Genomic DNA, 16,042 nt, shown 5'->3' with positions numbered 1-16,042 from the left:
GGACTTTTGCCTCTATACCCCTATAATCAGTAAAACCCCTTGATATGTAGGGAAATCTACATTCAAGACTATAAAAACAGCATTCGAAGAGATTTAGAGGCAGCCGATTTGATTCACGGCCAGATTACAACTCAGAAACAGATGCATGCAAAAGCCAAGCCCTCAAAGTGGCTTGCTGGTGTTTGTTCTTTTGCATCCCTGTTCTTAGTGACATCTGTTTTTGCGCAAACATCGCCTGCAAATACTGCCACTCCAGCTAGTGTCACTGTACAGCTCAATGAATCTCAAGAGAGCTTATCTGCACCTCCACTAGTTAGCAATGTCAGTAGCACCCCCAATGCTCCCAATCCTGCCAAAGCCGCAAGCTTATTTGCGCCAGTAACGCAAAGTAATACGCCGAAGATCTACACCATGGGTGCAACATCTGGCCCCGCAGAAATGGATTTGCGCCAGCTTTGGAATGAACTTAAATTAAACAACCCGCAATTGTCTTCTTTGCGCGAGTCCTATTTGTCTGCCAAGGCTACTGTGCCGCAGATTAATGCCCCAGCTAATCCACAAGTCGGGTTGGTGTGGTCTGGCATGCCAGTGAACTCCCCATTTGCATTGGGTGGCGCAAATGCGCCGACATCACAATACCCAAATGGGATCAGCAGTAATAATGCCATTACGCTTGCCCAACCATTTCAGTTTCCAGGTAAGAAAAGCTTGGCATCCGATATTGCCAATACCAATGCGGAAGCACTTTTAGCTCAAAGCGAATCCACCTACCTGCAGTTGGGTGCTCAACTATCTACTCTGTATTACGGAGCGTTAGCATCCCAGAAACAGTTGCAGGTTCTCAAGGAATCGGTAATGCGTTTGGAGATGATTAAGAATGTTGCCAAAGCGCGCTACTCTAATAATGCCGCTGCTTATGTTGAATATCTCAACGCACAAGTGGCGCAAAGTGCTGCTCAAGCAGATCAATTTATTGTAGAGCGCCAGCTATCGGTCTCATTGCACAACATTAATACCTTGATAGGCCGCCACTCAAGAGAAAAGTTGATCTTGCGCGGTGACGTCCGTCGTGCCATCAGCAGCGTTCCAACGTTGCTGGAGTTGGAAGACTATGCCGAAACCAGTCACCCCTCATTGAAGAGCTCAGCATTACAGCTTGAGGCTGCTCGCAAAGGCGTTGATCTCGCCAAGAAAGCCTACCTACCTGACTTTCAAGTAATTGGTTCTTCATTCACGCCAAGGGGGCCGTTCTCGGCAAATAATGGCGCGATGTACTACCAGTTTGAATTGGATTTGATTATTCCACTGTATTTCTTTACCAAAGAAAAGTATGGGGTAGAGCAGGCGCAGCGCAATCAAGCGGCAGCTGAAGCTGGCAATATTTCTAATCGACAACAAATTGTGTTGGCGGTTAATGGTGCGTATGCCACATACGAGCAAGCCAAGAATCAGGCGCAATTTCTCAAAGAGCGCCAAGTTCCGCAGGCAGATGCTGCTTATAAAGTTGGCTTAACTCAGTACTCAAATAATGGTCAGGGATTTAACGATTTGCTGACAGCACAAACCCAATTGCGTAGCCTCGAAGTTCAATTAGCCTTAGCAGAGAGCAATCTACTTCAAGCGCAAGCCGTGTTGCTAGCTACATCTGGCAAAGAACCTTTTTAAGGAGTGGTATTGAAAGACAAAATTCTTTCTGTTCTAAAACAGCTTGGTGATAAAGCTAAGCCCATTGCTGAAAAGGCTATGCACTTTGGTGGGCGGAGATTACATGTGGCACTCGCTAGTATTGCTGGTCTGTACTGGAATCTCAGCCCCCCAAATCGCTACCGTGTCCGCTTAGCCGCTTTTGCTTTTGCCATCCTATCGATGGGTATTGTTTTAGGCCGGATTACCAATGTCAATCGCAATGTGAAGATTGAGGCTTCTGATAAGGCCCTCAAAATAGAGAAGAGTGGCGTCTTGGAGTTAAGGCTTCCTGGCGTCAAGCTGAACCCAGAAATCTATATCTTCCAAACGGCAGAAAAAGTACAGGTACCCGTGGATATCAAAGTACCAGGTCGCCTAGCGTTTAATGCTGAAAAGTCTAAGGTGCTATCAGCACGCGCACCTGGGCGGGTAGAACGTATTTACGCTTTTGATGGTGCCGAGATCAATATTGGTTCTCCAATAGTAGAGCTCTATAGCCCAGAATTTATTTCAGCTCAGCAAGAATATTTGCTCTCATCAAAAACAGCTAGGGTATTGGAATCTAGCAAGACCATGGGTGATTTACTTGGGGATGCTCGCATTACCCAACAAGCGGCCGCAAATCGTATGCGTAATCTTGGTGCTGGCGATGGTGATATCAGGACAATTGAAGCTACCGGTAAAACTCAAAGCAATTTAGTGATGCGATCACCCCTAAAGGGTGTGGTGGTTAAGCGGAATGTGGAGCCTGGTTCTGCTGTGGACTCAGGTGATGTGATTGCTACCTTAGCAGATCCAAAGCAACTCTGGTTCTTGGGCAATGTGTTTGAACAAGACTTGCGCTTAATTAAGTCTGGTCAGAAAATAGTTTTGCAGGTAGAAGCCTATCCGGATAAAGAGTTCGTAGCTTACGCAAACTATATTGCTCCCACGATTGATCCGCAAACTCGCGCTTTATTGATTCGTGCGGATATAGATAATCATGATGACCTTTTGCGTCCTGATATGTACGCCTCTGCCAAGCTCACCACCGGCATGGCTGATGCTATCGTTGTGCCACAAACAGCCGTGGTCCGCATACGCGAGATGCGTTATGTAATTATTCGGGCTGGAGACGAAGTGTATCGTCGCATTCCTGTTAAAGGTTACGACTTAAATAGCAAGGCCTTTGCGATTACCAGTGGCATTGAACCTGGTTCGCGCATACTGGCAGAAGGTGCAGTGCTACTAAACGATCGATTTGCAAAGCAGGAAGATTAGTTAAGTGAGCGCCTTTACTTCTTTCATTCGAGGTGTACTTGAAAAACGGGTGCTTGTCATCGTCGGTTCAATTGTGCTTCTCGGTTTGGGAATGTATAGCCTATCTAAGTTGCCAATACAGCCATACCCGGGTGTAGCGCCATTAACGATTCAGGCGATTTCTCAATGGCCTGGTCGAAGTACGACTGAGGTAGAGCAGCAGGTAACCATTCCGGTAGAAAATGCTTTGGCAGGTATACCTGGTCTTCAGGCTTTCCGTTCAGTGTCTTTATTTGGCCTATCAGTTGTAACTCTGAAATTCAACGACACGACGGACCCATTTCAAGCGCGTCAACGTTTTATGAGCAGCTTGTCTAATGTGAACTTTCCAGATGGGGTTACTTCCAGCGTTAGCCCGGACTCCGATGCCACTGGTGAGATCATGCGCTATGAGGTGAAGTCTGATTACGCCTCATCATCCCATCTCAAGACACTGCAGAACTACGAGATTTATAAAGAGCTAAAGCAAACCCCTGGGGTTGCGGATGTTTCTTCATTTGGTGGCAAGGTTCGCCAATATCAAGTGATTGTTAGTCCAGAAAGCCTGCAATCGAAGGGCATCACTGTTAATGAATTGATTACCGCCTTAACCAATGCGAATAGCAATACCGGTGGCGGACTACTGCCTAGCGGTGAACAACAGTTTGTAGTGCGTGGAGTGGGGCTTTTAAAAAGTATCGATGACATTAAGCGGGTGGTAGTCTCCATTCACAACGGGGTGCCAATTCGGATTGGTGATGTGGCGCGTGTAGAAATTGGCAATGCACCACGTTTGGGGATGTTTCAGTTTAATGACAACCCAGACTCTGTTGAAGGGATCGTTTACTTGCGTCGTGGTGAGAATGCCACTGAAGTACTGGCCCGAGTTCGTAATACGGTTGAGAACATCAACAAACAAATCTTGCCACCCGGAATTGAAGTAAAGCCTTTCTACGACCGCCAAGTGCTCTTGGATATCACCATCGGCACGGTGAAGCACACGCTGTTCTTCGGAATCTCCTTAGTACTCGCGGTGCTGTTTTTCTTTTTGGGTAATTTACGTGCAGCAGCAGTTGTGGCTGCAGTAATTCCATTGGCTCTGTGCGTATCGTTTATTCAGATGCATTTATGGAGCGTTCCGGCTAACTTGATTTCTCTTGGCGCAATTGACTTTGGTGTAATTGTCGACTCTGCGGTCATCCTGACGGAGAACGTGATGCGCCATCTAGAGGAAGGTGGTAAGCGCCTTAATCAAAGCATTATCTTGGCAACAAGCGAAGTACAGCGCGCCATGATTTATTCCACCGGCATCATTATTGTTGCCTACTCTCCATTGTTCTTTATGGGCGGAGTAGAGGGCATCATCTTTAAGCCAATGGCATTTACCATGGGCTTTGCCTTGATCGCGGCAATGATCTTAAGTCTGACATTCTTGCCAGCCATGATCTCTTTGGTCTTCGGTGAGAGCTTGCATCACAAGCCACCTGGATTTATTACTCGCTTACTTGACGGTTATAAGCCTTTGCTTAGAAAGTGGATGGATCGCCCATTAACTGTTGTGTCAGTTGCAGTGTTTGTATTGGGTCTGACTTTATTAAGCATTACTCGTTTAGGTACTGCCTTCTTACCGACGCTAGAAGAGAACAATATTTGGCTACGCGTTACTTTGCCCAATACAGTTGATCTCGATTACTCTGTCAAAATTGCTAATCAATTACGCGAGACGTTCTTAAGGCAGCCTGAGATTGAAAAGGTTGCTGCTCAAATTGGTCGTCCAGATGATGGTACCGACTCCACTGGCGTATTCAATCAAGAGTACGGCCTGTATTTAAAGAGCCCTGACAAGATGCCAAGCGGGTCAAGTAAGAAAGACTTGATTATCCATCTAGAAGCTGAGCTTAATAAGATTCCGGGCGTTACTTATAGTTTCTCGCAATACATTCAAGACAACGTGAATGAGGCGCTCTCTGGAGTGAAGGGAGAGAACTCGGTCAAGATTTACGGCACAGACCTTGAGGTTCTAGATCAAAAAGCCCATGAGGTAATTGAGCAACTTAAGAAAATTCGCGGTGTTGCTGACGAGGGTATCCTCAAGGAATTGGGTCAACCAACTTTAAACATTCAGATTGATCGTGAGCGCTCTGCACGTTACGGTATTAACGTCAATGACATTCAAACGTTAGTGGCCAATGCCATTGGTGGTGCAGCGGTGACAAATCTCCTGGAGGATGAAAAGACTTTTGGTATAGCGATTCGCTTAAATGAAGGGAGTCGTAATGACATTGCTGATATTGGCCACCTATTAGTAGATTCACCTAACGGCGCAGCTATTCCTTTGTCGATGGTTGCAACGGTTCAATTAAGTGATGGCCCATTCTTCATCTATCGTGAAGCTGGTAAGCGTTACATCGCGATTAAGTTCAGTGTACGTAACCGTGACTTGGGTAGCGCTGTAGAGGATGCGCAATTCTTAGTCGAGAAGAACATCACCTTGCCGCCAAACTATTCCATTAGTTGGGATGGTCAATTTAATCAAATGAAGCAGGCACAGAAGAAGCTCATGCTGATCGTGCCATTAGCCTTGCTAGGCATCTTCTTATTGCTTGTTAGTGCTTTTGGTAATTTCCGAGACGCAGTCATTGTGATGATTAACGTGCCGTTTGCAGCCATTGGCGGCGTCATTGCTTTGCATCTTGCTGGAGAGACTCTCAGTATTTCTGCCTTCTTTGGATTCTTATCCTTATTTGGGATTGCGATTCAGGACGGAGTGATTCTGATCTCCTTTATTAATAAGACCGCTGCTACCGAGCATGGTGAGATGAAGGATGTCATGGTGGAGGGTGCCTCCTTGCGAGTGCGCCCAGTACTGATGACAGCAGCACTTTCTGGCTTAGGGCTATTGCCAGCCGCTTTATCTCACTCAATTGGCTCTGAAGCCCAGCGCCCTCTAGCCCTAGTGATTGTGGGGGGTATGGTGACAACGACTATTTTGACCCTCTTGGTATTACCAGTAATATATGGATGGTTTAGAGGACGCGCATTAACCCAGATGGCAAAAGCCTAGGGTTACAAAGAAGGTATTGATATTCATGAGTGAAAACACAAAGCAGCCGCACATTCTGATTTCGAATGATGATGGCTATCTTGCTCCCGGTCTGTTGGCCTTGGTTAATGCCATTCGCCCGTTGGGACGAGTCACCGTGATTGCTCCCGAACAAAATCATAGTGGTGCATCTAATTCTTTAACGCTTTCACGACCACTATCCATTCATCGATTAGCTGGCGGTGAGCGTGATGGATTTCTATTCATCAACGGTACTCCAACGGATTGCGTGCATATCGCCATGACAGGATTCTTAGATGAAAAACCGGATCTCGTAGTCTCCGGTATTAATCAAGGCGAGAACATGGGTGAAGATACCCTGTACTCAGGCACTGTAGCTGCCGCAATTGAAGGCGTCATGTTTGGTGTCCCTGGCATTGCTTTCTCACAGATTGATAAAGGCTGGAACCGGATTGATGATGCTGCTAAAGCGGCTCACGATATCGTCGCGCAAATGTTGGCATCTCAGTTGACTCGCACCGATGGCGCAGCTACCTTGCTGAATGTGAATATTCCAAATCGTCCATATGCTGATCTCAATCGCTGGCGGGTAACCCGCTTAGGTAATCGCCATCACTCTCAACCAGTGGTACTTCAGAAGAGTCCGCGTGGTGATGATATTTACTGGATTGGTGCTGCTGGACATGCAAAAGATAGTTCTGAGGGTACCGACTTCCATGCAATTGCTGAAGGGTGTATCTCGATCACACCTATGCAGTTGGATTTGACTCATCATGCGCGTTTAGCTGCGATGCGTGCCAATGGCTGGACCCGCGGTTGAGGCCAGCTGCGGAACGTAATGCCGGTCACCGGCAAGCCTTGGCTGCGAAAGTGCTCGCTGCCGGGGTTAAGCACGGCAAAACATTAGAAGCGATTGCTACGGTCCCTCGTCATGCATTTATGGATGCGGGCATGCATCCTCAAGCCTATGAAGATACTGCTTTGCCCATCGGTCATTCTCAAACGATTTCTAAGCCATCAGTAGTTGCTCGCATGATTGAGCTCTTGCATAAGCCTAAACAGCAGTTGGGCAAAGTATTAGAAATCGGCACTGGTTGCGGATATCAAGCAGCGGTACTGAGTTTGTTGTCGGATGAGGTGTATTCAATTGAACGCATTCGTCCTTTGCACGACATGGCTAGAGAGAAGCTACGTCCATTTCGGATCAAAAACCTGCGTCTGATCTATGGTGATGGTATTTTGGGACTTCCCCAAGCAGCTCCATTTGATGGAATTATTTTGGCAGCTGCTGGATTGGGTATTCCGGATGCCTTATTGGATCAATTGGCTATTGGCGGCCGTCTTGTGGCTCCTGTGGCTAAAAATGAGAAAGAGCAGCAGTTGATTATGGTTGAGCGGATGAGCTCTCAGCGCTATCAAAGAACCGTTCTAGACGAGGTCTTTTTTGTCCCCTTACAATCAGGGGTAGTATGAAAAACCCAATAAACCCTATGTTTAGATATCTTCTATTGCTTCTGGCAATTGCTACTTTGGCATTCAATGTCGGTTGCTCGACCACACCTAGGGCTAAGCCAGCGAATGTGGTTGATCGAAGTGGTGGAGCTAGTGAGCCTACACCGCCTGGATACTATCGCGTCAAACGTGGCGATACTCTGGCTCGGATTGCTTTAGATAATGGACAATCTCCGCGAGATTTAGCGCAGTGGAATAATTTATCCAACCCAAACTTAATTGAAGTGGGTGACCTCATTTTGGTAAGGCCTCCAGCTAGCAGCAAATTAACTGTTAAGCCAATTCCAAAAACGGCTAGTGATACTCCGAAAGCGGATGTACCAAAGATGGATGCTGCCAAAGAAGCCCCTAAAGAAGTCGTTGCAGAGCCGGGGATTCGTTTGTCATGGCCAGCTAAAGGCAAGGTCACTGAAGAATTCAGTGAGAAAACTAAAGGCATTGATATCGCTGGTAAGTTAGGAGAACCTATTACCGCAGCATCGGATGGTAAAGTGGTTTACGCTGGTAATAGCTTGCGTGGCTATGGCAACCTTGTCATTATCAAACACGACAACACATATCTCACAGCTTATGCCCATAACCGTATGCTCTCAGTAAAAGAGGGTGATGCGGTGAAGAAGGATCAGAAAATTGCTGAGATGGGAGACACTGATACAAATTCTGTAAAACTCCATTTCGAACTCCGTGTGAATGGCAAGCCAGTAAACCCAACGCCATACTTGCAGTAATTGCTCTCAATAACTTGCTAGCGATTTAAGTATGGCAACAGTTCTCGTTTTCGATATTGAAACTATTCCGGATGTAGCAGGATTACGTCGTCTCAATGAATATCCGGATGCACTCTCAGATAGCGAGCTTGCTGCCAAAGCAATGGCAGAGCGGGCGGAGAAAACCGGTAGTGAGTTTCTGCCACTGTATCTACAACGGATTTGTGCTATTTCCTGCGTTATTCGTAGAACAACTAAAGATGGCTCACCCCAAATTAAAGTAGGCACCCTAGGCACAGCGCAAGATGATGAGAAGGTATTGATACAAACCTTCTTTGAGTTAGTAGAGAAATATACCCCGCAGTTGGTTTCCTGGAATGGCAGTGGTTTTGACCTGCCAGTTCTGCACTACCGTGCGCTAGCAAATCATGTGCAAGCACCACGCTATTGGGAAATGGGGGAGAGCCAAGAAAACGATAGCCGTGAATTTAAGTGGAACAACTACATCAGTCGTTATCACATGCGTCATCTGGACTTGATGGATCTCTTGGCTAAATTTAATGGTCGCGCGAATGCCCCCTTGGATGGTCTGGCAAAACTTTGTGGCTTCCCCGGCAAGATGGGAATGGATGGCAGTCAAGTGTGGCCTGCCTATCAAGAGGGTAGGATTGATGAGATTCGTCGCTATTGCGAAACCGATGTGGTTAACACTTATCTGATGTACTGCCGCTTTCAGTTGATGCGTGGTGGCTTCTCATTGGAAGAATACAAAGAAGAAATCACTTTCGTAAAAGCCTACTTAGAAAAAGAATCTCAAGAGCCGCATGGCGAGCAGTGGCAAGAATATCTCCAGGATTTTGCTCCCGATGCGTAGAGGAGAAAAGCCAGTTCACATTGTTGTGACTGAGCCGGTACGAGTAGATTCCCTTGATCTCGATGCACAAGGCATTGCGCGCTTAGCGCTCACTGAAGAAGAGGCTGGGCATGAGCTAGATTCTGGTCAAAGCGGTAAAGTCATTTTTATCAAAGGCGCGCTACCCACCGAGCTAGTCACCTATGTTGTGACGCAAGACAAAGCTCGCTTTAGTAAAGCTAAGGTGCTGAACATTCTCAAGCCTGCAGTATTCAGAGCGGAACCTAAATGCAAAGCCTTTGGTGTTTGCGGTGGCTGCACCATGCAGCACTTGGATATTCGGGCTCAAGTAGCCATGAAACAGCGCGTTCTTGAGGATGATCTAAAGCACATAGCAAAAGTTTCCCCTGAAGAAATTCTTCGGCCGATGGGGGGTCCTGCTTGGGAATATCGTCATCGCGCACGCTTAAGTGCTGTCAATCGTTCCATTAAAAAAGGAACGGTGTTGATTGGATTTCATGAGGGCAAGAGTGGCTATGTCGCGGATATGACGGCTTGTGAGATTTTGCCAAAGCATGTTTCTGATCTGTTGCCCGAGATGCGTAAATTGGTTATGGCTCTTTCTATCGTCGATCGTATGCCGCAAATTGAAATCGCAGTAGGTGAACCTGAGGATCCCAATTCAGATGACCCCAAAAAAACAAAGCCAGTCACTGCACTGGTATTCAGAAACCTCTTGCCACTAACGTCAGCAGATGAACAGTTGCTCCGAGATTTTGCAGATAAGCATCAAGTTTGGATATGGTTGCAACCCAAAGGTATAGAAACCGTTGCACCGTTCTATCCTCTAACAGGCAAGCTATGCTACCGTTTACCTGAGTTCGAAATCGAAATGCCATTTAAGCCGGCCGATTTCACACAGGTCAATCATATGATGAACCGTGCCTTGGTGAGTAGGGCGATTCGTCTCCTAGAGGTTCAAGCAAATGATCGGGTGCTTGATTTGTTTTGTGGCATTGGTAATTTCACTCTACCGCTGGCAAGAAGGGCAAGCAAAGTTCTGGGTATTGAGGGTTTAGAAAGTCTTACTACCAGAGCCAAAGCCAATGCAGAGCATAACCGGCTCGCAGATAAAGTCAGTTTTATGCAAAGCAATTTATTTGAAGTGGGCGCAGAGACAATCGCCTCGTGGGGCAAAGCTGAGCGTTGGTTGATGGATCCCCCGCGTGAGGGTGCCATGGAAATTTGCCAGGCCTTAGCTCAACTCCATGAGCAAGGCAGTGATCTACCGCCACAACGCATTGTGTATGTGTCCTGCAATCCCAAGACCTTAGCTAGAGATACGGACATTCTCTGTCATCAGGCTGCTTATGTTCTCAAGAGTGCGGGGATCGTTAATATGTTCCCCCACACATCCCATGTGGAGTCAATGGCAGTATTTGAAAGATTCTAGTAATTCATTGCTTTAAAAGATCAGTTGCTCGCAATATTGAAGCAAAGAAAAAGGCACCCGCGGGTGCCTTTTTAATTAAATCTTAAAACTCATTGCTTAGTCTCTGTCACCGCCCATAATGCCTAAGAGGGCGAGCAAGTTGGTGAAGATGTTGTACACATCCAGGTAAATAGCCAAAGTAGCCATTACGTAGTTGGTCTCACCGCCGTTGATGATGCGTTGTACATCAACCAAGATAAAGGCTGAAAAGATTGCGATGGCCAAGACCATGACAGTCAACATCAAGGCTGGTAACTGTAACCAGATGTTGGCTAAAGAAGCCACGATCAGGAGCAGTACACCTACCATCAACCATTTACCCATGCCTGAGAAGTCGTTCTTGCTCACTGTGGCAATTGAGGCCATCACAGCAAAAATCGCTGCAGTACCGCCAAAGGCCAACATGATCAAGGTAGCACCATTGCTGTAGCTATTGAGTGTGTAACCTACTAGGCCAGACATCATGATGCCCATAAAGAAGGTGAAGCCTAGCAATAGCAGGACACCAGCTCCGGTATCCTTGTTTTTCTCAATCGCCCAGAAGAAACCAAAAGCGATTGCCATAAAGACGATGAAACCCATAAAAGGGCTACCCGCCATGAAGTTCAGTCCAAAGGCAACGCCAAGCCATGCGCCAATGACAGTTGGAATCATTGAGAGCGCCAAAAGGGCATAGGTATTGCGCAGTACGCGGTTGCGTATTTGTGGGGTGCTAATCGAGCCTGTTTGCCCAAAGCCGTAAGAGTTAAGATCACTCATATTGACTCCTTTTTCATAGTTAATACACGAGCCCACAAGGGGCTGTTGACAGTAAGTATAGACAAAATGGGGTAATTTCAAGCCCCCTATGAAAAAGACTACAAATCATAGGGTTATGCCCTGTAAATTCAATAGCTTAGCTACGCTCAGATCAGGGTAAATACGGTCAGCCGATGTATAATTCGGGGGTCGCTGAATTCCTAGCGCCTTGTGGGAAATCGAGAGAGGCATCTTTCTGGGTCCAAATTGGCGCCAAATCAGCAAAATCTTTGAAATCACTATTGGAGTTTTACATGGCTATCGAACGCACCCTTTCTATTATCAAACCTGATGCTGTTGCAAAAAACGTGATCGGCAAGATCTACGACCGTTTCGAATCTGCTGGTTTGAAGATTGTTGCGTCCAGAATGGCGCATTTGTCACAAGCTGAAGCTGAGCAGTTCTACGCTGTGCATGCTGCCCGTCCTTTCTTTAAAGATTTGGTGAGCTTCATGATTTCTGGTCCTGTCATGATTCAGGTATTGGAAGGCGAAGGCGCAATTGCTAAGAACCGTGACTTGATGGGCGCTACTGATCCTAAGAAAGCCGACAAAGGTACTATCCGTGCTGACTTTGCTGACAGCATTGATGCAAATGCTGTTCATGGCTCTGATGCTCCTGAAACTGCTGCTGTCGAAGTTGCATTCTTCTTCGCTGGCATGAACGTTTTCAATCGTTAATTCACGATTGCTAACGAACAACCTATTTAATACATAAGTAGGCGCATTGACCTCCCCGCGCGTAAATCTCTTAGATTTTGACGCTGACCAAATGGCAGCGTATGTCGCGGGGTTGAATGAAAAGCCCTTTAGGGCTAAGCAACTCATGCAGTGGATACACCAACGTGGAGTATCCGACATCAACGACATGAGTGATTTGGCAAAAAGCTTTAGAGCAACACTGCTCGATAAAGCGCAAGTTCTTTCTCTCCCAGTCATTAAAGACGAGCATGCAGCTGACGGCACCCGCAAGTGGTTGCTCGATGTTGGAGCTGGCAATGCCGTGGAGTCTGTATTTATTCCTGAAGATGATCGTGGCACCTTGTGCATTTCATCTCAGGCTGGTTGTGCGGTCAATTGCCGTTTTTGCTCAACCGGGCATCAGGGCTTCTCACGCAATCTCACCGCCGGTGAAATCATTGGGCAACTCTGGTTTGCAGAGCATTTACTCCGCACGGATCCAAATGCAGTACGTCGTATTGAGAAATACCCAACCCCAGGTTGGGAACACACCGGTCGCGTGATCTCGAATGTGGTCTTGATGGGTATGGGCGAACCTTTGCTTAACTATGACAACGTAGTTACTGCTTTGCGTTTAATGCTTGATGACCGAGCCTATGGTTTATCGCGTCGTCGTGTAACCGTATCCACTTCTGGCGTTGTGCCAATGATTGATCGCTTGGCTCAGGATTGCCCGGTAGCATTAGCGGTGTCTTTGCATGCCCCGAATGACAAGTTGCGCGATCAGCTTGTTCCGCTCAATCAAAAATATCCTTTAAGGGAGTTACTTGCTGCGTGCGAACGGTATTTGCCGTTTGCCCCGAGGGATTTCTTGACCTTTGAATACTGCATGCTTGATGGTGTGAATGACTCTGATATTCAGGCGAAAGAGTTGGTGCGCTTATTAGCGAACATCAAGTGCAAGATCAACCTCATTCCATTTAATCCTTTCCCAGAGTCTGGATTGAAGCGCTCACCAGCCCAGCGCGTTCACGCCTTTGCCAGCATTCTGTTGGACGCTGGCATGGTAGCCACAGTGCGTAAGACCCGTGGTGATGATATTGCAGCAGCCTGTGGTCAGTTAGCAGGTGATGTGGTCGATCGTACCCGAGTACGAGAGCGTGCCGTGCATGACAAGCAGATCAATCTCGATCAAGAAGATGATGTTGATAGTCTTGATGATGAAGAAATCGAGCAAGAGTATCAGTCCGAGCACTCAGTGCAGTGGCTCAAAAGATTAGACGACTGATTTCATAAAACAAGTCCAATGAGTAATCCATCTAGCAATCTTCCTAAGTTACCTTTAGGCCCATCGCCTAAAAGAGCTACACGTCAAGCAACGGTTGCTTGGAAAACCAACATCATTACTGTTGGTGGCGATGCGCCAGTACGCGTCCAATCCATGACCAACACCGATACTGCTGATGCGCTTGCTACCGCAATACAGGTGAAAGAGTTAGCTCGCGCAGGATCGGAGATGGTGCGTATTACGGTAGACACACCAGCTGCAGCTGAAGCGGTGCCCTATATTCGTGAGCAGTTAGACAAGATGGATGTCTTGGTGCCATTAATTGGCGACTTTCATTACAACGGCCACACCTTATTGAATGACTATCCAGAGTGCGCCAAAGCTTTATCCAAGTACCGCATTAATCCTGGTAATGTGGGTAAGGGCGCTAAACGCGATCCACAATTTGCGCAAATGATCGAAGCGGCATGCAAGTATGACAAGCCCATTCGGATTGGTGTGAACTGGGGTAGCTTAGATCAAGACTTGCTAGCTAGCATTATGGATAGCAATGCCGCATTGCCTGAACCGAAGACTGCGCAGGAAGTCATGATTGAGGCATTAATTCAGTCGGCATTGCAGTCTGCAGAAAAGGCTGTGGAGTTCGGCATGAACCCCAATCAAATTTTGCTGTCTTGTAAGGTCAGCAATGTGCAAGATTTGGTGGCCGTGTATCGCGATCTCTCTCGGCGATCAGATTACCCATTGCATTTAGGTCTCACGGAAGCGGGTATGGGAAGTAAAGGTATTGTGTCTTCAACAGCGGCCATGGGTATTTTGTTGCAAGAGGGCATTGGTGACACGATTCGAGTCTCCCTGACTCCTGATCCAGGTGCCCCACGTGAGAATGAAATTATTGTGGCGCAAGAAATTTTGCAAACCATGGGCTTGCGTAATTTCACGCCGATGGTGATTGCATGCCCTGGTTGCGGCAGAACGACCAGCACCACTTTTCAAGAGTTGGCTGCCAATATTCAATCCTATCTGCGTCAACAAATGCCGGTCTGGAAAAAAACCCATCCTGGTGTTGAAGCAATGAATGTTGCAGTTATGGGTTGCATCGTCAATGGTCCGGGTGAGAGTAAACACGCTAATATCGGTATCTCTTTACCGGGTACTGGCGAGACTCCTGCTGCACCAGTGTTTGTGGATGGGGTTAAAGTCAAGACTCTGCGTGGCGAGAATATTGCCCAAGAGTTTCAGGTGATTGTGGACGATTACGTCAACCAACATTACGCTCCTAAATAAGAGCTAAAGCCAGTAAGAATAAAAAACAAGAACAATAAAGAAATACAAAACAAGCGTACAACATGACAGACCAGATCAACTCCTCTAAAGCTCAAAAGATTCAGAAAATTAATGGCGTTCGTGGCATGAATGATCTCTTGCCAGCTGATGCTGTGCAGTGGACACATTTAGAGCATGTTTTGCGTGATCTCACTCGAGCCTATGGCTATGAGTTCTTGCGCACCCCGATTGTCGAGGCAACTGCAGTGTTTCAGCGTGGCATTGGTGAGGTAACCGATATCGTTGAAAAAGAAATGTATTCCTTCGAAGATCGTCTCAATGGCGAGCAGCTCACATTACGTCCAGAAGGTACTGCCGCCGTAGTTCGCTCCGTAGTTGAAAACAATTTGCTCTACGAAGGACCAAAGCGTCTTTGGTATACAGGACCAATGTTCCGTCATGAGCGTCCACAGCGTGGTCGCTATCGTCAGTTCCATCAATTTGGTATTGAAGCGATGGGCTTTGCTGGCCCAGATATTGATGCAGAAATTATTTTGATGGGTCAACGTCTGTGGGATGAACTTGGACTCAAGGGTGTGCGTCTGGAGATCAATTCTCTTGGGCAAGCTCCAGAGCGTGCTGAGCATCGTGCTGCCTTGGTAACGTACTTTGAGAAACATCAAGAGCAGCTCGATGAAGATTCTCAGCGTCGTTTATTAACAAACCCTTTACGTATCTTGGATTCTAAGAATCCAGCAATGCAAGATTTGATTGAGGGTGCTCCAAAGTTACTGGATTTCTTAGGGGAAGAGTCTCTTAAGCATTTTGAGGCTGTGCAAACCTTATTGAAGGCCAACAACATTCCTTGCAGGATCAATCCTCGCTTAGTGCGTGGCTTGGATTACTACAACCTAACGGTTTTTGAGTGGATTACCGAAGAGTTGGGTGCTCAGGGCACGATTGCTGGTGGCGGTCGCTATGACCCTTTAATTGAACGGATGGGTGGTAAAGCCGCCCCGGCTTGTGGTTGGGCAATGGGTATGGAGCGAGTTCTAGAATTAATGAAGGTTTCTGGTTCCTTGCCAGAACCTCAGGCTCAATGCGATACCTTTGTGATTCACCAAGGCGGTGAGACTTTGACGGCGGCCATGATCATCGCTGAGCGCCTGCGTAATGCCGGAATCGACGTAATCCTCTTTTGCCCTCCAGATGGTCAAACTGCTAGCTTTAAGTCCCAAATGAAGAAGGCCGATGCCAGTGGGGCAGCCTATGCTGTCATTATTGGGCCAGATGAGCTAGCTAAGAACGAGGCTCAGCTCAAGGATTTACGTGCTACTGGTGAGCAGAAGGCAGTAGCCCTGGATAGCGTGGTGGAAGCGGTAATTGATGCCATAGTTGGCGCCACCGAATAGAATTAA

At 47.1% G+C, this 16,042-nt stretch carries 12 protein-coding genes and 1 pseudogene; 12 read left to right on the top strand and 1 reads right to left on the bottom strand.

What is annotated here, in order from left to right; translation table 11 throughout:
* Window positions 1-108 precede the first annotated feature (108 nt).
* The 8 genes and pseudogenes from FD975_RS05910 (at window position 109) to rlmD (ending at window position 10,553) form a co-directional block, all read left to right on the top strand.
* The gene (locus FD975_RS05910; RefSeq protein ID WP_251371145.1) at window positions 109-1,665 is read left to right on the top strand and encodes a TolC family protein; all 1,557 of its coding nucleotides are present in this window, start codon (window positions 109-111) and stop codon (window positions 1,663-1,665) included.
* Between the two features lie 9 nt (window positions 1,666-1,674).
* Window positions 1,675-2,946 (top strand): efflux RND transporter periplasmic adaptor subunit, encoded by a 1,272-nt coding sequence (locus FD975_RS05905; RefSeq protein WP_215301007.1) that lies wholly within the window; start codon window positions 1,675-1,677, stop codon window positions 2,944-2,946.
* A 4-nt stretch (window positions 2,947-2,950) separates the two neighbouring features.
* Window positions 2,951-6,028 carry an efflux RND transporter permease subunit gene (locus FD975_RS05900; RefSeq protein ID WP_215301006.1) on the top strand — a complete coding sequence of 1,026 codons (3,078 nt, stop codon included), beginning with the start codon at window positions 2,951-2,953 and terminating at the stop codon, window positions 6,026-6,028.
* Between the two features lie 25 nt (window positions 6,029-6,053).
* Window positions 6,054-6,848 (top strand): 5'/3'-nucleotidase SurE, encoded by a 795-nt coding sequence (surE, locus tag FD975_RS05895; protein ID WP_215301004.1) that lies wholly within the window; start codon window positions 6,054-6,056, stop codon window positions 6,846-6,848.
* 29 nt (window positions 6,849-6,877) lie between these two features.
* A pseudogene (locus FD975_RS05890) lies at window positions 6,878-7,501 on the top strand (protein-L-isoaspartate(D-aspartate) O-methyltransferase); the annotation flags it as partial.
* Entirely contained in the window at window positions 7,498-8,268 is a 771-nt protein-coding gene (locus tag FD975_RS05885) for a peptidoglycan DD-metalloendopeptidase family protein (protein ID WP_215301000.1), read from the top strand. The pseudogene FD975_RS05890 and the gene FD975_RS05885, both read left to right, overlap by 4 nt.
* A 31-nt stretch (window positions 8,269-8,299) precedes the next feature.
* On the top strand, window positions 8,300-9,121 hold the full coding sequence (locus tag FD975_RS05880) for a 3'-5' exonuclease (RefSeq protein WP_215300998.1): 822 nt from the start codon (window positions 8,300-8,302) through the stop codon (window positions 9,119-9,121).
* Window positions 9,114-10,553 (top strand): 23S rRNA (uracil(1939)-C(5))-methyltransferase RlmD, encoded by a 1,440-nt coding sequence (gene rlmD, locus FD975_RS05875; protein WP_215300996.1) that lies wholly within the window; start codon window positions 9,114-9,116, stop codon window positions 10,551-10,553. Before FD975_RS05880 ends, rlmD begins: the two co-directional genes overlap by 8 nt.
* A 96-nt stretch (window positions 10,554-10,649) precedes the next feature.
* Here the strand turns inward: rlmD and FD975_RS05870 are convergent, their stop codons facing one another.
* On the bottom strand, window positions 10,650-11,351 hold the full coding sequence (locus tag FD975_RS05870; protein WP_215300994.1) for a Bax inhibitor-1 family protein: 702 nt from the start codon (window positions 11,349-11,351) through the stop codon (window positions 10,650-10,652).
* A 293-nt stretch (window positions 11,352-11,644) separates the two neighbouring features.
* On the opposite strand from FD975_RS05870, the gene ndk reads away from it, so the two are divergent.
* The 4 genes from ndk to hisS all read left to right on the top strand — a co-directional run bounded on the left by ndk (window position 11,645) and on the right by hisS (window position 16,036).
* Window positions 11,645-12,070 (top strand): nucleoside-diphosphate kinase, encoded by a 426-nt coding sequence (ndk, locus tag FD975_RS05865; protein ID WP_046330292.1) that lies wholly within the window; start codon window positions 11,645-11,647, stop codon window positions 12,068-12,070.
* A gap of 91 nt (window positions 12,071-12,161) precedes the next feature.
* Complete coding sequence (gene rlmN, locus FD975_RS05860) at window positions 12,162-13,358, top strand: 23S rRNA (adenine(2503)-C(2))-methyltransferase RlmN (RefSeq protein ID WP_251371452.1); 1,197 nt, start codon at window positions 12,162-12,164, stop codon at window positions 13,356-13,358.
* Between the two features lie 18 nt (window positions 13,359-13,376).
* Window positions 13,377-14,645, top strand: coding sequence for a flavodoxin-dependent (E)-4-hydroxy-3-methylbut-2-enyl-diphosphate synthase (gene ispG / locus FD975_RS05855; RefSeq protein WP_215300991.1), 1,269 nt, complete (start codon window positions 13,377-13,379; stop codon window positions 14,643-14,645).
* 62 nt (window positions 14,646-14,707) lie between these two features.
* The gene (hisS, locus tag FD975_RS05850; RefSeq protein WP_215300989.1) at window positions 14,708-16,036 is read left to right on the top strand and encodes a histidine--tRNA ligase; all 1,329 of its coding nucleotides are present in this window, start codon (window positions 14,708-14,710) and stop codon (window positions 16,034-16,036) included.
* Window positions 16,037-16,042: the final 6 nt, after the last annotated feature.

The organism is Polynucleobacter sp. AP-Jannik-300A-C4, from assembly GCF_018688335.1.
GTDB lineage: Bacteria > Pseudomonadota > Gammaproteobacteria > Burkholderiales > Burkholderiaceae > Polynucleobacter.
The sequence above is the reverse complement of the archived record's forward strand: the minus strand, read 5'-3'. Positions and strand labels throughout refer to the sequence as shown.